This window comes from Actinomadura rupiterrae (assembly GCF_024172125.1).
GTDB lineage: Bacteria > Actinomycetota > Actinomycetes > Streptosporangiales > Streptosporangiaceae > Spirillospora > Spirillospora rupiterrae.
In genome coordinates, this window is sequence record NZ_JAMZEA010000016.1 from 47987 (window position 1) to 68052 (window position 20066).

Annotated in this window: 16 protein-coding genes; 5 read left to right on the forward strand and 11 right to left on the reverse strand. The window is 71.5% G+C overall.

The genetic code is table 11. From position 1 onward, the window contains the following. Positions 1 to 188: 188 nt before the first annotated feature. The 6 genes from folE to dacB form a co-directional block, all read right to left on the reverse strand. Positions 189 to 791 (reverse strand): GTP cyclohydrolase I FolE, encoded by a 603-nt coding sequence (gene folE / locus FHU30_RS40720; RefSeq protein WP_253883243.1) that lies wholly within the window; start codon positions 789 to 791, stop codon positions 189 to 191. Positions 792 to 853: 62 nt separating this feature from the next. Then, the gene (gene ftsH / locus FHU30_RS40725; RefSeq protein WP_253883067.1) at positions 854 to 2869 is read right to left on the reverse strand and encodes an ATP-dependent zinc metalloprotease FtsH; all 2016 of its coding nucleotides are present in this window, start codon (positions 2867 to 2869) and stop codon (positions 854 to 856) included. 378 nt (positions 2870 to 3247) lie between these two features. Continuing rightward, entirely contained in the window at positions 3248 to 3811 is a 564-nt protein-coding gene (gene hpt, locus FHU30_RS40730) for a hypoxanthine phosphoribosyltransferase (protein WP_253883068.1), read from the reverse strand. A gap of 124 nt (positions 3812 to 3935) precedes the next feature. Beyond that, complete coding sequence (gene tilS, locus FHU30_RS40735; protein ID WP_253883069.1) at positions 3936 to 4952, reverse strand: tRNA lysidine(34) synthetase TilS; 1017 nt, start codon at positions 4950 to 4952, stop codon at positions 3936 to 3938. A 144-nt stretch (positions 4953 to 5096) separates the two neighbouring features. Beyond that, positions 5097 to 6212: an Rv3626c family coenzyme F420 biosynthesis-associated protein gene (locus FHU30_RS40740; RefSeq protein WP_253883244.1), complete on the reverse strand. Its 1116-nt coding sequence runs from the start codon at positions 6210 to 6212 to the stop codon at positions 5097 to 5099. A 166-nt stretch (positions 6213 to 6378) separates the two neighbouring features. After that, positions 6379 to 7686, reverse strand: a complete 1308-nt coding sequence (gene dacB, locus FHU30_RS40745) for a D-alanyl-D-alanine carboxypeptidase/D-alanyl-D-alanine endopeptidase (protein ID WP_253883070.1) — start codon at positions 7684 to 7686, stop codon at positions 6379 to 6381. A 304-nt stretch (positions 7687 to 7990) separates the two neighbouring features. Here dacB and FHU30_RS40750 point away from each other — a divergent pair, with 304 nt between their 5' ends. Continuing rightward, a complete protein-coding gene (locus tag FHU30_RS40750) occupies positions 7991 to 8482 on the forward strand; it encodes an inorganic diphosphatase (protein ID WP_117361624.1) in 492 nt (163 codons plus the stop codon). A 46-nt stretch (positions 8483 to 8528) separates the two neighbouring features. On the opposite strand, the gene FHU30_RS40755 is transcribed toward FHU30_RS40750, so the two are convergent. The 3 genes from FHU30_RS40755 to FHU30_RS40765 all read right to left on the reverse strand — a co-directional run bounded on the left by FHU30_RS40755 (position 8529) and on the right by FHU30_RS40765 (position 11107). After that, a complete protein-coding gene (locus tag FHU30_RS40755; RefSeq protein WP_253883071.1) occupies positions 8529 to 9593 on the reverse strand; it encodes a C40 family peptidase in 1065 nt (354 codons plus the stop codon). A gap of 386 nt (positions 9594 to 9979) precedes the next feature. Continuing rightward, a complete protein-coding gene (locus FHU30_RS40760; protein WP_253883072.1) occupies positions 9980 to 10741 on the reverse strand; it encodes a hypothetical protein in 762 nt (253 codons plus the stop codon). Between the two features lie 96 nt (positions 10742 to 10837). After that, complete coding sequence (locus tag FHU30_RS40765) at positions 10838 to 11107, reverse strand: hypothetical protein (protein WP_253883073.1); 270 nt, start codon at positions 11105 to 11107, stop codon at positions 10838 to 10840. A 932-nt stretch (positions 11108 to 12039) separates the two neighbouring features. Between FHU30_RS40765 and FHU30_RS40770 the strand changes: the two genes are divergently transcribed. Continuing rightward, positions 12040 to 12879: a hypothetical protein gene (locus FHU30_RS40770; protein ID WP_253883074.1), complete on the forward strand. Its 840-nt coding sequence runs from the start codon at positions 12040 to 12042 to the stop codon at positions 12877 to 12879. Here the strand turns inward: FHU30_RS40770 and FHU30_RS40775 are convergent. Further along, positions 12872 to 13648, reverse strand: coding sequence for a nuclease-related domain-containing protein (locus FHU30_RS40775; protein WP_253883075.1), 777 nt, complete (start codon positions 13646 to 13648; stop codon positions 12872 to 12874). The two genes, FHU30_RS40770 and FHU30_RS40775, sit on opposite strands and share 8 nt — an antisense overlap. A gap of 206 nt (positions 13649 to 13854) precedes the next feature. Between FHU30_RS40775 and FHU30_RS40780 the strand changes: the two genes are divergently transcribed. Together FHU30_RS40780 and FHU30_RS40785 are read left to right on the forward strand one after the other, a co-directional pair. Continuing rightward, the gene (locus FHU30_RS40780; RefSeq protein WP_253883076.1) at positions 13855 to 14763 is read left to right on the forward strand and encodes a helix-turn-helix domain-containing protein; all 909 of its coding nucleotides are present in this window, start codon (positions 13855 to 13857) and stop codon (positions 14761 to 14763) included. Continuing rightward, positions 14760 to 17639, forward strand: coding sequence for a VIT domain-containing protein (locus FHU30_RS40785; protein WP_253883077.1), 2880 nt, complete (start codon positions 14760 to 14762; stop codon positions 17637 to 17639). Before FHU30_RS40780 ends, FHU30_RS40785 begins: the two co-directional genes overlap by 4 nt. Positions 17640 to 17933: 294 nt before the next feature. On the opposite strand, the gene FHU30_RS40790 is transcribed toward FHU30_RS40785, so the two are convergent. Further along, positions 17934 to 19403: an MFS transporter gene (locus FHU30_RS40790; RefSeq protein WP_253883078.1), complete on the reverse strand. Its 1470-nt coding sequence runs from the start codon at positions 19401 to 19403 to the stop codon at positions 17934 to 17936. Positions 19404 to 19504: 101 nt separating this feature from the next. Between FHU30_RS40790 and FHU30_RS40795 the strand changes: the two genes are divergently transcribed. Further along, positions 19505 to 20002: a MarR family winged helix-turn-helix transcriptional regulator gene (locus FHU30_RS40795; protein ID WP_253883079.1), complete on the forward strand. Its 498-nt coding sequence runs from the start codon at positions 19505 to 19507 to the stop codon at positions 20000 to 20002. Positions 20003 to 20066: the final 64 nt, after the last annotated feature.

Here is a 20066-nt window from a genome sequence, read left to right on the forward strand (position 1 = left end):
CCTGTGGATAACCCGCGAGCGCCCGGCGTCCCAGGGGACACCGGGCGCTCATCGCAGGAAACCAGAGCCCCGCAACAGCCCGACAGGTGCCGCTCAGGCCGGGTGCCCGGGAGCCGGGCCGCCAGGCGGCAGGGCGTCGGTCAAGCCGGGCGGCTGGGCGTCGGTCAGGCCAGGCGGCGGGGCGTCGGTCAGGCCGGGCGGCCGAGGATGAGGCTCATCGCCTCGGAGCGGGTCTGGGCGTACTCGCGGAAGTCGCCGCGGACGGCCGAGGTGACCGTCTTCGCGCCGGGCTTGCGGACGCCGCGCATGGTCATGCACAGGTGCTCGGCCTCGATCACCACGATGACGCCGCGCGGGTCGAGGATGTCGACGATCGCGTCCGCCACCTGGCTGGTCAGGCGCTCCTGGACCTGCGGGCGGCGCGCGTACACGTCCACCAGCCGGGCCAGCTTCGACAGCCCCGTGATCTGCCCGGACTTGTTCGGGGTGTACCCCACGTGCGCGAGGCCGTGGAACGGCACCAGGTGGTGCTCGCAGGTCGAGTAGACCTCGATGTCCTTGACCAGGACCATCTCGTCGTGGTCGGCCTCGAACACCTTGTTCAGCGCCTCCTCCGGCTTCTGCCGGAGGCCCGCGAACTGCTCGGCGTACGCGCGCGCGACGCGGGCGGGGGTGTCGCGGAGGCCGTCGCGGTCGGGGTCCTCCCCGATCGCGAACAGGATCTCGCGGACGGCCCGCTCGATACGGGCGTCGTCGAAGCCGGTCGCGCGGTCGGCCAGGCCCTCCTCCAGCGGCGACGCGAGGTCGCCGTTGGTGGAGGACCCGGCCTGGAGCTGCTCGTCGGCCAAGGCGATCAGCTCTCGCCCTGGGACGGGTCGGACGGCTGCGCCGCGGTGTCGCCGGAACCCTGCCCGTTGTTCTGCACCAGGTCGTTCGGCACGTCCTGCGGGCCCATGAGCGCGAGCTCCTTGGGCGTCAGCACGGGCGGGCGGTCCGACGGGAGGCGCTTGCCGTAGCCGGTGTAGGAGTTCTGCAGCGGCCGCTTGGTGATCGGCGCGAAGATGCGGAGCACCTCGTCCTTGGAGAGGGTCTCCTTCTCCATGAGGTTGACGACCAGGTCGTCCAGGACGTCCCGGTACTCGACCAGGATCTCCCAGGCGGTGTCGTGCGCGGTCTCGATGTACCGGCGCACCTCGTCGTCGATCGCGGACGCGATGTCCTCGGAGTAGTCGCGCTCGTGGCCCACGTCGCGGCCGAGGAAGACCTCGCCCTGCCCGGTGCCGAACTTGCGCGCGCCGAGGCGCTCGCTCATGCCGTACTCGGTCACCATGTTGCGCGCGATCGAGGTGGCCTTCTCGATGTCGTTGGCCGCGCCGGTGGTCGGCTCGTGGAACACCAGCTCCTCGGCCGTCCGGCCGCCCAGCAGCATCGCCAGCTGGTCGGTCATCTCCGACCGGGTGCTGAGGAACTTGTCCTCCATCGGCAGGGTCATCGTGTAGCCGAGCGCGCGCCCGCGCGGGAGGATCGTCACCTTGTGCACGGGGTCGGCGTTCGGCAGCGCGTGCGCCACGAGCGCGTGACCGCCCTCGTGGTAGGCGATGACCTTCTTCTCCTTCTCCGACATGACCCGCGTCTTGCGCTCGGGCCCGGCCATCACGCGGTCGATCGACTCCTCAAGCGTCTCCATGTCGATCAGCTTGCGGTCGAAGCGCGCGGTGAGCAGCGCGGCCTCGTTGATGACGTTGGCCAGGTCGGCGCCGGTGAAGCCGGGGGTGCGCCGGGCGATGACGTCGAGGTCGACGTCCGGCGCGAACGGCTTGCCGCGCCCGTGCACGCGCAGGATGCCCTTGCGGCCCTCCAGGTCGGGGCGGTCGACGGTGACCTGGCGGTCGAAGCGGCCCGGACGCAGCAGCGCCGGGTCGAGGATGTCGGGCCGGTTCGTCGCGGCGATCAGGATCACGCCGCCCTTGACGTCGAAGCCGTCCATCTCCACGAGCAGCTGGTTCAGCGTCTGCTCGCGCTCGTCGTGGCCGCCGCCGAGGCCCGCGCCGCGGTGCCGGCCGACGGCGTCGATCTCGTCGATGAAGATGATGGACGGGGCGTTCGCCTTGGCCTGCTCGAACAGGTCGCGGACGCGCGAGGCGCCCACGCCGACGAACATCTCGACGAAGTCCGAACCGGAGATCGAGTAGAACGGCACGCCCGCCTCGCCCGCGACCGCGCGCGCGAGGAGCGTCTTGCCGGTGCCGGGCGGGCCGAACAGCAGCACGCCCTTGGGAATCTTGGCGCCGATGGCCTGGAACTTGGCCGGGTTCTGCAGGAAGTCCTTGATCTCGGTGAGTTCCTCCAGGGCCTCGTCGGCCCCGGCGACGTCCGCGAACGTGGTCTTCGGCGTGTCCTTGGTGATCAGCTTCGCCTTGGACTTGCCGAAGTTCATCACCCGGCTGCCGCCGCCCTGCATCTGGTTCATGATGAACAGGAAGATCAGCACGATGACCACGATGGGCAGCAGGCTGAACAGCAGGTTCAGGATGAAGCTCTGCTTGGGGACGTCGACGGTGTAGCCGCCGCTCAGCGAGCCGGCGTCGGACTGCTTCTGCAGCATGTTCTGCAGCTGCAGGCCCTGGCCGTCGACCCAGGAGGCCTGCTGGCGCTTGTCACCGTCCTTGAGGGTGACCTCGATCCGCTGGTCCTTGTCAATGATCTTGGCGGACTTCACCTGCCCCGCGTTGATCTCCTGGACCACCTTGGAGGTGTCGACCTTCTCAAAGGAGCGGCCGGGGTTGACGCCCCACATGACCAGGGCGACCAAGAGGCAGAACAGCAGGATCCACAGCAGCGGCCCGCGAAAATAGCGCTTCACGTCCATTTATCCGGTAACCCCTCCGGGCCCCGTCCCTCCTGACATTGCGATCCTCGCCCGTCCCCGCGGGGACGGGCGCCCTCGCGAACCGGCTCCGAGCCGGGCGGGCGCCTCGCGGAAGCGAGACCCGCCGGTGCGGCCACCTCAGAACTCTCCCATGCCCGAAGGCCCGGGACACTGACGGTACACCGCGGAACACAGGGGACGCAGCCAGCGCCGATCCCCTGATCCATTCGATATACCCGTCACCAGAGTTTGCAACGTTCCGCGCGGGCCCGTTGTTCCAGACCCCCGCGGAGGCGCCTCTTTCCCGTCCCGGATCCTCGCGGCGGCGGCTCGTTCCCGTCCGGTGCCCCCGCGAGGCGCCTCATTCGGCGGCGCGGGTCATTCCGCGGCGCCGCCGTACACGTGCGGGGCCAGCGTGCCCACGAACGGCAGGTTGCGGTACTTCTCCGCGTAGTCCAGCCCGTACCCGACCACGAACTCGTTCGGGATGTCGAAACCGAGGTAGCGGCAGTCGATCTCGGTGCGGACCGCCTCCGGCTTGCGCAGCAGCGCGCAGATCTCCAGGGACGCGGGCCCGCGCGAGCGCAGGTTGCTGATCAGCCAGGACAGCGTCAGCCCGGAGTCGATGATGTCCTCGACGATCAGCACGTGCCGGTCGAGGATGTCGGTGTCGAGGTCCTTGAGGATCCGCACCACACCGGACGACTTGGTGCCCGACCCGTAGGACGAGACCGCCATCCAGTCCATCGACGCCGGCGTGTGCAGCGCGCGCGCGAGGTCGGCCATGATCATGACCGCGCCCTTGAGCACGCCCACGAGCAGCAGGTCCTTGCCCGCGTAGTCGGCGTCGATCTGCGCGGCCAGCTCCCTGACCTTGGCCTGGAGGACGTCCTCCGGGATCAGCACCTTGGAAAGGTCGGCGCCCAGGTCCTTCTCGTCCACTACCCCACCCTCGTCGAGACGGTCAGCGTGCGTGCGTATGTCCGGTTGTTGCGGCGTGCCGGTCGGGAGCGTTCCAGGACGAGCGATCCGGCACTCAGCGTGCCGATTCGCGTACGCCGCGGCGTCATTCCCGGCCGAACAGCAGCCTGCCACACCGCCGGTACGCGCGGATGCCCCCGGGGAGGTCCACGTGCCGCTGCCCGCGCCACCCCGTGACCAGCCGGTCCACGTCGTCGACGTGGACGGCCGCGAGCGTACCCGCTGGACTGCCCGCCTCGATCGCCGCGGTCCGCAGGACACGGGTGCGGACGGCCCGGGGAAGCCCTTCGAGCACGTCGACCGCGAGCCCCGCCTCATCGTCCGGAGGGGTGTCTCCTGGTTCGCGGGCTGTTTCGCGGGCGCGCGCGAGGGCGTCGTCGGCGAGGGCGTCGAGCGCGTCCGCGTCGTCCCGGAGGAGGCGGGCCGTGCGCGCCAGGGCCTCGGCGACACCGGGGCCGAGGGCGCGTTCCAGCGTCGGCAGGGCCTCTCGCCGGACGCGCACGCGCGTGTAGGACGGGTCGTCGTTGTGCGGGTCGTCCCAGGGTTCCAGGCCGAGCGCCTCGCAGGCGCGACGGGTCGTGGCACGATCCAGGTCGAGCAGCGGCCGTTCGTAGCGAACATCACTCCGCACGAATGAAGACGGCATGCCCGCCAACGAGCGCGCCCCGGACCCGCGCGCGAGCCCGAGCAGGACGGTTTCGGCCTGGTCGTCGCGCGTATGGCCGAGCAGGACCGCGCCCGCGCGCAGCCGCCGCGCCGTCCGGTCGAGCGCCTCGTACCGGGCCACGCGCGCTGCGTTCTCGGGCCCGCCTTCGGTTCCGACGCTGACCGCTACCGAGCCCGCCGGGTCGAGCCCGAGCGTCGCCATCGTCCGGACGACCCGCTCGGCATGCTCGTGCGAGGCGTCCTGGAGGCCGTGGTCCACCGTCACCCCGCCCGCCGGACGGCCCGACCGCGGAGCCTCGAACGCGAGCGCGGCCGCGAGCGCGAGCGAATCGGCTCCGCCACTGCACGCGACCAGTGTCATCGCACCCGGCGGCAGGCCGGCGAGCGCACGCCGCACCGCCAGCCGCACCGCCGCCACCGCCGGATCAGGCCCCATGCGCCAACCAGTACCACGCCCCTCGGACGTTCCCGCGCCCGCCGATCAGGCTGGACGGGCCTCCACGCACGCTGACCAGCCCCTTCGCGCCCGCACGCGCACGAGTCGCGTCCGCGCGCGCACGAGGCAAGCCTCGCGCGGGTGTCAGGCCTCGCTGGCCTCGGGCGGCGGCGCGTCCACCGCGGGCGGGTCGAGGACGCGGTTCATCCACAGGGCCGGCTCCTTGATCTCGGCGTGCGTCGGGAGCGTCTCCGGCGACTCCCAGACACGGTTGAACTGGGCCATACCGACCTCGGTCACGACCCTCCGGACGAACCGGGAGCCCTCCGCGTACTGCTTCATCTTCAGGTCGATGCCGAGCAGGCGCCGGATCGTCCGGTCCAGGCGGGAGCCGCCCTCGCGGCGGCCCTGGAACCGGTCGCGGATCTGCCGGACGGACGGCACGACCTCGGGCCCGACCGCGTCCATCACGTAGTCGCCGTGCCCTTCGACCAGCGTCATCACGGCCGTGAGCCGGTCGAGGATCGCGCGCTGGCCCGGTGTCTGGATCGCGTCGATGAGGTTGCCCTCGCCCCCGCGCACGGCGTCCGCGACGGCTTCGGCGGCGTCCCGCAGGCGGTCCAGCATGGCGCCGGGGTCGAGGTCGGACGCGAGCAGGAACTCGGTCATCTGGTCCTGCACGTATGAGCGGAGCCAAGGAACGCCGGTGAACTGGGCGCGGTGGGTCTCCTCGTGTAGGCACACCCACAGGCGGAAGTCGCGCTTGTCAACGTCCAGCTCTTGCTCAACGGAGACGATGTTGGGCGCGACCAAGGTGAGCCGTCCCGTAGGGGCTTCGCCCGAAGGGTCCGGCGGCAGGAACAGTTCGTATTGGCCGAGCACCCGTCCCGCCATGTACGCCAGGATCGCGCCTACCTGCATGCCCGTCACACGCGAACCGACGGCCTGCACAACGGTTCCGCCAGGGCCGCCGCTCAGCAGCCCCGGTCCGCGCTGCTCGGCCATGCGCTCCATCAACGGCTCCAGGACGACCCGGAACCCGTCCACGTTCGTCCTGATCCAGCCGGGGCGGTCCACGATCGTCGCGGGGGCGGGGTCGGATTCGATGGGGAGGCCCGTGAAGTCCTTCACGTGCCCGTGCGCGATGCGGGACAGCTCGCGCAGCTGGGTCACCACCTCGCGGGCCTCGGCGGGCTCCACCTGGGGCCCGGGCCGGACGAGCCGGGTCCCGGTCTGCACCGCGACGTTCCAGTCGATCATTGAGGCGCTCATGTCCACCCACCGTACGTTCGCGATCCGGCGCCGGAGCGCCCTGCACGTCCGTTCAACGAACAGCCGTTCTGGTTATCTCCCCACCCCACGAGCGCATATGCGCGAGGCGATCTCGCACGCGGCCCCGCCTTCGCGCGCGTGCGGGGGACGCGGGTCAGCAGCCGCAGCCGGCGAGGACGGCGGCGAGCTGGTCGAGCTTGCCCGGGTCCACGGACGTCTTGCCGTCACCGGCCATGAAGGCGAACGCGAGCAGGCGCCCGTCCGCGTCGGTGGCGAGGCCCGCGAGGGTGTTGACCCCGGACAGGGTGCCGGTCTTGGCGCGGATCACGCCCGCTCCCCCCGCGCTCGCAGGAGTGGTGTACCGGGGCGGGGCGAGCGTCCCGGTGAACCCGGCCACCGGCATGCCGGTGATGGCCGCGCGCAGGTCCGGACGCTGCGGGGACGCGGCGAGCGCGGCCAGGCGCGCGAGCGCGAGCGGCGTGATCTGGTTGCGGGTGGAGAGGCCGCTGCCGTCCGAGACGTCCACGCCATCGGTGATGCCGAGGCCCGCGAGCGTCTCGCGGACGGCGCGCGCGCCGCCCTCGAAGCTCGGCGGCAGGCCCTTCTTGATGGCGACCTGCCTGGCCATGGCCTCGGCCACGTCGTTGTCGCTCTCGGTCATGGCGTGCTCGATGAGCGCGGAGATCGGAGGCGACTGGACCGCCCCGAGCTGCTGCGTCCCCGCACCGGCGGAGTTGCGCCGTCCCGCCTTTGCCGAGATGCCGAAACGGCCCAGCAGCTTCGCGAACGTCTGGACGGCCGCGACCGGCGGATCGGGAACGCGCGGCTGCGCGTGCGCGCCGGGGCCTCCGATGCGTCCTTCATCGACGGTCAGGGCCGTCATAGGCGCGATCTCGCCGTCGGGGATGTAATTGGGCTTCCAACCAGGGGCTATGCGCGATCCCTGGTAAGCGGACGCGTCATAGTCGACCCGTACCTGCCGCACCCCCGCGCGCGTGAGGGAGCCGGCGGTCTGCCTGGCCAGGTCCACCAGCGACGCATAGGTGGGACGGCTCGTCCCCGGCTTCTGCGGCTGCGCCGTAAGGGTGGGGTCGCCGCCGCCTACGAGAACGACGCTTCCGTCAGCGCCGCGGACCGTCCGCGTAGTGATGCGGTGCTGCGGCCCCAGCGCGGCGAGCGCGGCCACGGACGTGGCGAGCTTGGTGGTGGACGCCGGTGTGGCGGCCTTGTCGGCGCGCTGCGCGAACAGCGGGCGCCGCGTCACCGCGTCGATCACCACGGCGTTGATCTTCGGACCGGGCTGGTTCAGCACCGCCGACAGCCGCGCGGCGAGCGTCGCCGGGTTCGGGGCCCGCGCCGCCAGCGGGTCGGCCGCGGCCAGTCCGGCCGAGGTCGGCACCGGCTCGTGCGCGGCGACCGAAGGGGGCTGCGGCGAAAGGTGCCTGGCAGGTGTGAGTTTCACCACTGCAAGGGCGGCTATCACTGCGAAAACATTGAGCAGGGCCAGTGTGCCCAAGGCGAGCGTCCGAGCACGTGCCACGACCGGGACGCCCCTCGCCAACTCAGCACTCACCAACGTGCGACATCCTTATAGTTGCGTCCTCGCCCGCGCGTGAGGACGCGCGCCACGATATAAGGGGCAGCGATCCTCGCCGCCCACCCGCCAGGGGTCGGGCGTGCGAAGCAGGGGAAACCCGGCCGTACGGCCTGCGCCGCCACGGCATGTACAGACTATGACCGCGACCACGCGGAAAGCGGAGGACATCTTGGAATTCGACGTCACCATCGAGATTCCGCGGGGCAGCCGGAACAAGTACGAGGTGGACCACGAGTCGGGCCGCATCCGGCTCGACCGCATGCTGTTCACCTCGACGCAGTACCCGGCCGACTACGGCTTCATCGAGGACACCCTGGGCGAGGACGGCGACCCGCTCGACGCGCTGGTCATCCTCCAGGAGCCGACCTTCCCCGGCTGCCTGATCAAGTGCCGCGCGGTGGGCATGTTCCGGATGACCGACGAGGCGGGCGGCGACGACAAGGTGCTGTGCGTCCCGTCGACCGACCCGCGGATGGAGCACCTGCGCGACATCCACCACGTGCCGGAGTTCGACCGCCTGGAGATCCAGCACTTCTTCGAGGTCTACAAGGACCTGGAGCCCGGCAAGTCCGTCGAGGGCGCGAACTGGGTCGGCCGTGTCGAGGCCGAGGTCGAGGTCGAGCGCTCCCGCAAGCGGTTCGCCGATCTGGGCGGTCACTGACCGCCGGGGACGGCCGCTGCCGTCCCCGTTCCGCGTGGTCACGGCGTCATCCGGCAGGCCGGGTGGCGCCGATCAGATCTCCGCGCCAGATGGAGGAGATCCGCACGTTGGACCCGGTGTAGGGCGCCTCGACCATGCGCCCCCGGCCGATGTAGATCCCCACGTGGTGGATGGTGTCCGGGTCGGACTTGTTCTTGGCGAAGAAGACCAGGTCCCCCGCCCTGAGCCGGTCCAGGGGGACATGCGGGCCGGACGTCCACTGGGTGCCCGTCCAGTGGTCCAGGCGGACGCCCGCCTTATCCCACGCATAGAGCGCCAGTCCCGAGCAGTCGAAACCGAACGTGTTGGTCCCCTGCTCGATGCCGTAGCTGGGGCCGCTGAAGCTTCCCCCACCCCACGAGTAGGGCGTCCCCACCCACTTGAGCGCGGCGCGTACGACGCGGGCCCCTAGCCCGGATCCGGCCGCGAGGCCGGAGTAGCCCTGGCGCTCTTTGGCCTCTTCGGCCGTCTGAGCGAGTTCGGACGCGCGCGCACGAGCCACGCCTAGGCTCTGCTCTAGCCGCTGCTTCTGGGCGTTGATGCGCACGACGACGGCCTTCTGCTGCTCCAGGATCCGCTGCGCGTCGCCCTTCGCCTGCTCGGCCTGCTTGGTAGCGGTCTGCTGGTCCTGGAACGCCCGCTTGGCCTCGCGCCGGAACACGTCCGCGACGTTCCTGGACGCCTCGACCCGCTTGATGACCTCGGTGCGCTCGCGCGCGAGGACCTCGACCATGCCGGCCCGGTCCAGAAAGCCCTGCGGTCCGCCCTCACCCGCGATGACGGCGGCCCATGGCGAGGAGCCTGTGTTCTGCCGGTACGCGTCGGCGGCGAAGGACGCCAGTTGCCGTTGCGTGTCGGTATAGCGCTGCTGGGCGTCGGCCATGCGCTTCTGCGCCGCCTGGTACTCCTGCTGCGAACGCTCCAGCTTGACCCGTTCGCCGTTGTAGCGCTCCACGGCCGCCTCGGCGGCCACGGCCAGACGCTCCAGCTCGCCGTCCGCCTGCGCGAGCTGCGCTTTGGCGCGTCCGACCGCTTCGGCCCTCTTCTGGACGTCTTCCTTGCTCTTCGCCATGTCGCGGGGACCAGGGGGCGGCTTATGGACGGTACGCGCGAACTGGGCGGACACAGGGGCGGCATAGGCCGACGCAGGGGCCGCGGTGAGGCCGACCGCGATTCCGGTGCCGATCGCGATTCCGGTGGAGAGGGCGGCGAACCGCAGTGCCGCCTCGCGGGAGACCGACGTGCTACTGGACGTCGCGGGACTCGCGCATCGTCGGGGCGTCAGGGTACACATCGAGGGAAACACGGTCCTCCCCTGGCGGAATTCACACTGAGCGAAGAGCAGCTACTTACAGTAATTGCCTTCGGGCTCGATATGAACTTCCGTCACCGCCGTATCGCCCTCCCCATCAGGCGCAGCGATCCGGCCCCTCGCTGGCCCCGGCGCGCATCCACTCATCAGGCGCAGCGGTGCGGGCCCTCCAGGCCGAACAGACGGGCCGCCCAAGGGCGGACGGACGTGCGGTCGGGCAGCGCTCCACGCGGGTAGCTGAAGATCGGGACCGGTGCGCCGTAGGCCGCGCTCAGTTCGGCGGCCTTGCACCAGTCCGCGGGCGTACGAGTCGCGGCCCACGCGGCGGCGATCTGCGGACGGCTCTCAGGTCGCCGCTCCCACAACCTCAGCAGCGCAACGGTCGCGTGTGCGGCGGAGTAGCCGTCGTCCGGATAGGCTCCGCCCGCAAGGAACGCGGACGTGACCTGGCCGCCGTGGGACGTCCCCAACGCCCACGTCCAGTTGGCCACGGCGAGTTCCCGGACGGCGCCGGGCATGCGGTCCACGACGCCGTACATCCACTGCTGGCGTGGCCCGGCGAGGCGGTTCGTCGCCGTCAGCCAGCGCCACAGGTGATCACCGGCCTCCGCAACGTCCGGATCGACCTGAACTCGGCGTGTCTCGGCGGTTCGCGGCGTGTCCGTAGCAGGTGGGTGGTTTCCCGGCCCCTCGCGCCCGCCCAGGGCGAGCAGCGCGAGGACGGTCAGGCCGCGGGCCGTTTGCAGGCGGCAAAGCTCGGCGACCTCGCGGCGCGTTCTGGTGGCCGGCTCGGTCCACAGCGGCCAGGGGACGCGCTGGACCTCCCTCACCAGGCGCGCGAGTTCCTCCGGAACCGGCTGCGGGTTCACGCGGGCTTCCGGTCGGAACGCCAGCACGGTCTCGCCCATGGCACCCGTCCTCAACGGCCCGTGACAGGCGGCGAACTGGAATCCGTCTCGGCCGGGATGCTGCGGGAGGACGACGTCTGCGGCGGCGGCGGTTCGCTACTCGTCGAGGGGGACGAGGGCGGCGGCGAGGGCGAGGACGGTGGCGGGCTCGACGGTGGCGTAGTCGGCGGGGTGGACGTCGATGGTGGAGGCGTCGTCGTAGACGGCGGTTCGGATGGCGGCGTAGACGGCGGAGAGGATGGCGGGGTGGATGGCGGGGTGGAAGAGCCGGGTCCCGTAGGCGGCGGGCCGGTGGGCGGCGTTCCAGGCCCCTGCCCTTGGCCGGGCGGTGATGAAGGGGCGCTGCGCCAAGTGACGTGGACGCACGGCCCACCTGGGACGAACTCGATGACGGCTTCGCCCTGGTCGCTGGGCGCGCGGGAGACGTGAACGTCGATCGTGGTGCTCTGCCCTGGCGCAAGGTTCCCCGACGACGCGGAGAGGCGCACAGGACCGTTCACCCGCGCGCGCCACGAGACGGGCTCGTTGCCCGCGTACAGCTGGATCTGTCCGTCCGAGCCGTCCGCCAGGTCAAGGTAGAGCGGGGACGCGGACAGGGCGGAATTGGGTCCGTCGGGGCTCTGGTCCCCACCGGGCTGGTACTCCCTCGCGGGCGCAGGAGGCGACGGCAACGCCGTGGGCGGAGCGGCCGATCCCGTGGCACCGAGTGGGTACGTGGCCGAGACCGGGGTCGCGTCGTTGTGCCCGGTGTCGTCCAGCGCACCTGCGCCGTTCAGGCCGTTGGAAGGCTGCATCGTCGGGCGGGCCCCCGCTCCGCCCGCGATGCCGTGCGTTCCGTCGACCCGCCCGGTCAGGGCCAGGAAAGCGGCCAGGCTCGCCCCGAAGAGCAGCACCAGAGCCGCTACGGCAGCCGCCATGAACTTCAGCGACCGCCACTCAGGACGTGCCTTGTTGCTCTTAGCGGCGTGGTCCTCGTCCGTTTCCAAAACTGCCAGTTCGTCTGTTTTGGTCTCGTCCGCGTCGGGCGGCAAGGACGCGCTATGGGACGTGCGGCGACGCCACGTCACCCTGCGCGCGAGCGCGGAACGCTGGGGCCATATGGGAAATCCCTCCGCTGTGTAGTCCGTGATCCGTGTAGCGATGAACAGCCGGTAGCCGACCAGCTCGGCATCGAGAAAGCTGTCGAGCACGCGCTCGCGCAGGTCGTCCGGTAGCGGAGCCCAGGGCAGGAGCCTGAAGACCTTCGCCGCGGACACGGTGCGCGGCTTGAACGCAGCGCATTCCTCGCACTGGCCCGCGTGGAGAGCGAGTTCTTCCCGGAGCAGGGGTGTGAGGTCTCCGCGGCGCGCGCGCAGGAGCGTTGCGCGTTCCGGACAACCGAACGGGCCTTGGTCCGCAAGGATCTCCGCGGTCAGGGCGGTCTCCAGTTCGAGAGCCGCGAATTCCAGTTCCTCTTCGACCTGCCTGGGCAGCGTCCTCGTCACGCGCGCGATGGCATCGGTCGTGAGTTCGTGCCGGACGTGCAGGTCCAGCAATTCGCGATGGCTCGGCGGCAGGGCGGCCACGGCCCGCCATGCCAGCACGCGCTCATCGACGTCGTCCTGGTCGTGGCTGGCGACGGGGAGATCCGGGGCGCGTTCCTGGTCCGCCCCGCGGCGATCGCATTCCAGCCTGGTGATGGCGTAGAGCCAGGGCGCGAGGAGCCCGGGGTCACCCAACCGCTCGATCTGCGCCTCGGCCACCACGAACGCGTCCCGGACGGCGGCGCGTGCGGCGTCCTGCTCGCGCAGGCGCATCCAGCAGTAGGCGTAGAGCGGTTCGGCGTAGGTGTCGTAGACGGCGGCGGGTGCACCCGGGTCCCGCGCGCGCAGCGCTTCGACCAGGAGTTGGTCGTCCATGAGCAGAAAGGTAAAGGGTCCATCCGCCTTTTACCCGCAATTTCAAAGATTCGGCGGTCATCGCCGGTCGCACTCGACGGCAATTGTTCGCTGATCGTTGAATTGCCCTCTATGGTCACCTTGTCCGCGTTTGACAGCTTTGACACTGCCCGGTCGCTGCCTGCGCCGTCTCGCAGGCGGCATCGCTTCGAACACTCTGCGTTAGAACACTGGGAGCGCACTTCACCTGGGACTATTTAAGCGATAATTGGCGCCGCATGGGCGGAAGTGAGCGTTCGGCAACGGCCGCAATGGCGTCCACCTGAGCGGTCGTGTAAATCACCGGACGACCCGAGAGCACGCGTGCCAGCTCGCGCGCGGACAGCACCAACACACCCTGCAACCGGATGCCATCGCGTGGCACGCGCGCGCGATGGACCGCCACTATCGATCCGACCTCCACGGGCGCTCCGAGGCCGTCCGCCAGCAACTCGCCAACGATGCCGGCCGCCTTCACCGCCACCCCAATGGGCTCGTTCAGCGGACGGCGGCCGACGAGCAAACGTCCCTGCTCCTCACGTACCGCTACACCGGGACGCCATCCGCGGCTGACGATCACATACACACCTGTGAGGCCGATGACGAGGTGGTCGAGGTTCCTGCCTCGCGCGCCCGGGAGCCTCCGGTCGTGCAGGATGCGAAATCCAGAAGCCGGTACGAGTTCGGACAGGCGGCGTCCCGTTCGGCGTTCCGCGCGCGCCCCGCGCCTCCAATCGGCCAACGGCCCCGGACGAACCCAAACGTAAACGGCATGCCCGGCGAAGACGGCTCCGGCGGCCGCCGCGCCGACCCACCAGACCGCGATTCCGGCGACCATGACGCCGACCGCGGTGGCGAGGACGACCCCGACGGCCGTCCGCTCGAACCGGAACTCGGCGGCGAGAGCCCGGTGGCGCGATCGGGCGGAAGCTCCCGCTTCGGGCGGCTCGGCCTGCCCGCTTTCGGACGACTCGGCCTGGTTGTTGCCCAACGCCTGGCCCCTCTCGTCCGTCCAGCCCGCTCGACGTACAGGCCCGACCGGCCGATCCCGGCAGGTCAGGTGGGGCGGTCCGGCCGGCCCGTCCGGCCACCGGCCCGCGCTGCCAGCGTGCGACAGCGAGGCGGTCCGGGCAAGGAGTTTGAGTTTCTCGCGCTCCTGGTTTGACAGTGTCACGATGACAGTGTCACCATCGGAGCGTGGACGAGACCTGGACGATCAGCGAACTGGCGGAGCGCGCGGCGGCCGCCCTGGCCGCCGACGGCGTCCCGCGGGTCAACGGGCGCGTCCGCGACCTTCCGAACGAGCGGCTCGTCCGCTGGTACACCAGCATCGGCCTGCTCGACCCGCCGCTCGGCCGCCGGGGCCGCACCGCCCTCTACGGCCCCCGGCACCTGCTCCAGCTGCTCGCCGTCAAGCGGCGCCAGGCCGCCGGTCGCTCGATCGCCGAGATCCAGATCGAGCTGGCCGGCGCGCCCGACTCCGTCCTACGCCGCATCGCCCTGCCCGCCCCCGGCGAGCCCGCTGCCGAACCGGCGGGTGCCGCTCCCTCCGAACCGGCGGGCGCCACGTCCGTCGAACGGGCGGGCACCACGCCTGGCGAACGGGCGGGTAGCCCGTTCGACGAACCGGTCGGCGCCGTCCCCGTCGAACCAGCGGACGCACTCGCCGTCGCCGATGACAGTGACAGTGACGACGGGGGCGAGGCGATCGAGGGCGCCGGCGGCGTCGCGGACAGCGTCCGAAGCGACATCGACATCGCTCACCGGCGGGACGCCTTCTGGACCGTCCGGCCCGACTCGCGGTTCCATCCGGGCACCGCGCCGCGCTCGGTTCCGGAAGGCGCTCCACGGCCGGAGGTAGCACCGCGCCCGGCTCCGGGAGTAGCGCCGCGCCCGGCTCCGGTCGACGTGCCCGCCCTCGTGCAGGGAGTCCGGCTCGTGCCCGGCGTCACCCTCGTCGTCGAAACGCGGCACCTGGGCGAGGACGACCTCGCCGCCATCGCGGAATCGGCCGCACCACTGCTCGACACCCTCCGCCGTCGCGGACTGCTCGACCCCTCCGACCGCGACGGCTCCTACCGACACTCGCCCGGGAGGCACCAGTGACCGTGCGCATCACCCCGCTCCCCGAACCCGCCGCCCCTCCGGTCCCGGACGGGGGGCTGGGCGCGCTCAGCACCGAGAAGGGCAACCTGCCGCTCGACTCGGTCGACGTGCACGCGGCCGTGACCGGCCTGGCCGCGTCCGTCACCGTCGTGCAGGGCTTCCGCAACCCCTTCGACGTGCCGCTGGAGGCCACCTACGTCTTCCCGCTGCCCGACCGCGCGGCCGTCACGTCGCTGCGCATGGAGGCCGCCGACCGCGTGGTCGAAGGCGTCCTGAAGGAGCGCGGCCAGGCCCGCCAGGAGTACGACACCGCGATCGCCTCGGGCCGCCGTGCCGCCATCGCCGAAGCGGACCGTCCGGACGTCTTCACCATGCGCGCGGGCAACATCCTGCCCGGCGAGCGGGTGACCGTACACCTCGTCCTCAACCAGCCGCTGCCTTTCGAGGCCGCCTCCACGGGCGACGTCGACACCACGGGCGAGACCGGCGAGGCGACCACATCAGGCGAAGCGACGTTCCGGTTCCCGCTGGTGGTGCCGCCGCGCTACATCCCCGGCGCAGCCCTGGACGACGACGCGGCGGGCACGGGATACGCCTCCGACACCGATGCCGTGCCGGACGCGTCCCGCATCACCCCGCCGGTCCTGCTGCCCGGCTTCCCAAACCCGGTGGCGCTCTCGCTCGCGGTCGATATCGATCCGGGCGCGCTGCCGCTCACCGAGATCCGCTCGGCGCTGCACGTCGTCGCCGAGGAGTCCGGCGACGACTCCGCGGGCGGACGCACGACCGTGCGCCTGCATCCCGGCGAACGGCTGAACCGCGATTTCATCCTGCGCCTGGTGTACGCCGCGCCCGCCGAGGGCGACGCCTCGCTCACGCTCGCGCCGGACGCGGAGGGCGACGAGGGCACTTTCACCCTGACCGTCCTGCCGTCCGCCGAGGCGGCTCCCGCGCGCCCGCGCGACGTGGTGCTCGCCCTCGACCGCTCGTACAGCATGCACGGCTGGAAGATGGTCGCCGCGCGCCGCGCCGCCGCGCGCATCGTCGACACCTTCACGCCCGACGACCGCTTCACCGTCATGTCGTTCGACAACACCGTCGAGTTCCCGCCGGAACTCGGCTCATCCCTCTCACCCGGCACCGACCGCAACCGCTTCCGCGCCGTCGAGCACCTGGCGACCGTCAACGCCCGCGGCGGCACCGAGATGCTCGAACCGCTGTCCCGCGCGGCCACCCTTCTAGGCGCCTCCGCTCCCGGCCGCGACCGCGTCCTGGTCCTGGTGACGGACGGCCAGGTCGGCAACGAAGACCAGATCCTCGGCCGCCTCACGCCCGTCCTCCGCGATGTCCGCGTGCACACGGTGGGCATCGACCGCGCCGTGAATGCCGGTTTCCTGAACCGGCTCGCGTCCGTCGGCGGCGGCCACTGCGAGCTGGTCGAGTCCGAAGACCGGCTCGACGAGGCGATGGAACGCGTCCACCACCGGGTGGGCACGCCCCTGGCCACCGACCTCGCCCTGCGCCCGGACGGCCTGGAGCTGCTCACCGACACGATCGCCCCGCAGCGCCTGGGCGCGATCTTCCCCGGCGTCCCCCTGGTCGTGACCGGCCGCTACCGGGGCGAACCGTCCGGAACGGTCGTCCTGCACGGCCGCGCTCCGGACGGCTCGCCGCGCGAACACCGCGCTCAGGGCGTCCGCACCGACGCCCCGATGTCCGCCGCGCTCTGGGCGCGCGCTCACCTGCGCGACCTGGAAGACCGCTACGCCGCGCACGCTTCGGACGACCTGGAGCAGCGCATCGTCGCCACGTCCCTGCGCTTCGGCGTCCTGTGCCGCTTCACCGCGTTCGTCGCGGTCGACACCCGCGTCGCCACCGATGGCAGCACCCCGCACCGCGTCACCCAGCCGGTCGAGCTGCCCGACGGCTGGGACCAGTCCGCCGGCTACGGCATGCCCGTCGCCGCGGCAAGCATGCCAGCCGCCGGCTCCGCCCCCATGGCCCCTGGCGGCCCGCCCGTCCCGCCCGCTCCGAGCGCCTACAGCGCCCCTGCCGCCCCGAGGGCCATGCCCGCCCGGCCTGCGGGCCCCTATCGCGGCAGCCTCTACCGCGGCCTGGTCGAAGACGACATGGACGGCGACGCCTACCTGGTCGACGACGAGGTCGACGTCCCGGACTTCCTGAAAGGCGACACCACGCCCCCTCCGAGCCCGCCCGCGCCACGCCCGCCCGCGCCACGCAGGGCCCGCCGCCGCACCGGACCGAGCGACGTCCCGCCCGCCCGCCGCTCCGACCGCCCCGCAGGCTCACCGGGATTCGGAGGCACCCCCGCAACCCCCAAGCCCGGCCCACGCCCGACCGGCCCCAACCCCCAGGACCCGAAGCGGGAAGAGGAGCTCACCGACCCCTTCGCGGCCAAGCCGGCTGACACAGCGGCCGAGCCCGCCGTCGTCCCGCCCCTCCCCAATGCCGCCGACCTCCCCTGGCCCGTGAACGTCCTCCGGGAGGAACTCGACCGCATGAAGGCGGTCGTCGAATCCGATCGCGCCGCCTACCTGCTCGACCACTCGCTGCCGTTCCTGAGTGACCTGCTGTCCGGCGGCAGGCCCGTGAGCCCGCAGGTCAGCGCGTCCATCACCAAGCTGCACAAGGACATCGAGAACTACCGCACCCTCGCCCCCTCTGAGACCAGCCTCGCCGAGGTCACCACGAAGCTGTGGACGACCCTGACCACCACCCTCGAAGCCTGCATCCGCACCCACATCCCCCTCCCCCCAGCCCCCGAAGCCCCGAACACCCCCGCTCCCAACACGCCCCAAGAACCCACCCAGCCCCCGACCACCCCCCGCACCCCCTTCTGGAAGCGCCCCACGTAACAGCCACCAAGCGGCGCGCCCCACGCAAAGGGCACGCCGCACTGGCCACGGCCTGCGTGCGCAAGGGCCGCGCGGCACGGGCCGAAGACCACGCCGCGCGGGCCGCGGAGAAGCAGCGCGCCGGTTCGGCTCGCGGACGCGCCGGGCTGTTGCTGGCGGCTGTGTCAGTGGCAGACGGCGGGTGGGGGTGGGTGGATGTGCGTCGGGCCGCAGGTCCGCTGGTGCGGAGCTGCGGCCCGGGGCGGGTCGTGCCTGGGTGGGTCGGGCCGGGGAGTGCCGGGCCGACCGGGTGGGTCAGGGCTCGATGGGGTCGGCGGCGGCCGCCCGGGAGCGGTTCAGAGCGAGGAGAGGAACGATGTTGAAGAGCAGGCCGACGATGGCGACGCCGGTGACCAGGTTGAGGCCGGGCTGGAAGGGGGCGAAGCCGCCGCCCGCGTTGGAGTCGGTGGCGACGAGCGCGGTGACGGCCGCCAGCACGAGCGCGGCGCCGACCTGGCCGGACGTCTGGACCAGGCCGGAGGCCAGGCCCTGCTCGGAGTCCTCGATGCCGTCGGTGGCCTGCGCCATGATCGACGAGAAGCCGAAGGCGAAGCCGCCGCCCAGGAGGATCATGGTCGGGAAGATGGTGAACGCGTAGTTCGGGGTGTTCCCGGCCGTGCTGAGGAACCAGACGTAGCCGAGCGCGAGCGACACCATCGAGCTGATGATCAGGCGCGAGGTGCCCCAGCGGGTGATCAGGCGGCCGACGAAGGGCGAGCCGACCGCGACGATGATCCCGGCGGGGAGCAGCGCGAACGCCATCCGCAGCGGCGACCAGTGCAGCACGTCCTGCAGGTAGAGGGTCATCATGAACTGGAAGCTCATGTAGGACCCGAACAGGGCGATGATGCTGACGTTCGCGCGGACGATCGTCCCGACCCGCAGGATGCCGAGCCGGATCAGCGGGTGCCGCACCTTCTGCTCGGTGATCACGAAACCGGCGAGCAGGGCCGCGGCGACGACGATCGAGCCGATGGTGAGCGGGTCGAGCCAGCCGCGGTCGGGCGCGGTGACGACGGTGTAGACGGCCAGCAGCATCCCGGTGGTGAGGGTGATCGCGCCGACCAGGTCGTGGCCGCCCTCGGCGGCGGGCTTGTCCTTCGGGATCAGCGCGATGCCGACGACCAGGGCCAGCAGCGCCAGCGGGACCGGGGTCAGGAACGTCCAGCGCCAGCCGACGCTGGTGAGCAGCCCGCCGAGGATCAGCCCGGAGGAGTAGCCGCTCGCGCCGAACACCGAGAAGACCGACAGCGCCCGGTTGCGGGCCGGCCCCTCGTGGAAGGTGGTGGTGAGGATGGACAGGGCGGTCGGCGCGGTGAACGCGGCGGCCAGTCCCTTGACGAAGCGCGTCGCGATCAGCAGCGTCCCGTCGTTGACGAGCCCTCCGATGAGGGAGGCGACGGCGAAGACGCCGAGCGCGATCAGGAACACGCGGCGGCGCCCGAGCAGGTCGGCGGTGCGGCCGCCGAGGAGCAGCAGGCCGCCGTAGCCGAGGACGTAGCCGTTGACGATCCACTGCAGCGAGGTGGTGGACAGGCCGAGCTCGGTACCGATGGAAGGCAGCGCCACGCCCACCATCGACACGTCCAGCCCGTCGAGGAACAGGACGGCGCACAGCACCGCGAGCACACCCCACAGCCTGGGGGTCCAGCTCTGCTCGGCCGGCGCCTCGGTGGACGCCGGCGCTCCGGTCGGGGACGCCTGGGAGGTTTCGGTGATGGTCACGTCGGAGGACGATACATGCACATGCATTCAATGTCCAAGCATTAATTTCGTCCGAATTTAATTCGCGTGCATCTGATGCGCTCGCGGGGTAGGATGCGGCCATGGCACCCCACCCCGGCCTGGTAGACCAGTGGCGGTCGCTGGTGACCTGCTACAACGCGGTCGCCTGCGCGCTCGACCGCGCGCTCCACGACGCCCACGGTCTGACCATGAGCGAGTTCGAGACCCTGGACCGCCTCGTCGAGGCCGGCTGCGACAAGCGCCGCGTCCAGGAGATCGCCTCCGACATGTACCTCAGCCAGAGCGCCCTCTCCCGGACGATCGCCCGGCTGGAGAAGGGCGGGCTGGTCGAGCGCGGCATGTGCGAGTCCGACCGCCGCGGCGTCTTCGTCGCCCTCACCGACGAGGGCCGGGAGCGCCACGCGGCCGCGCTCGTCACGCACCGCGCGATCCTCGCCGAGCACCTGACGCCGACGACCGAGCAGGCACCCGCGACGGCGAAGTCCCAGGCGTCGCCGCAGGCTCAGACGTCGCCGGAGGCGCAGGCAGCTGCGACGGGACAGGAAAGCACCCCTGACCAGGTCGAACTCCTGGCCTAGAACGGCCCCCTCGGCAGCCCGGTCCGGCCGTGGTTGACTGTGCCCGGCGGTGATCGTTCAGAGG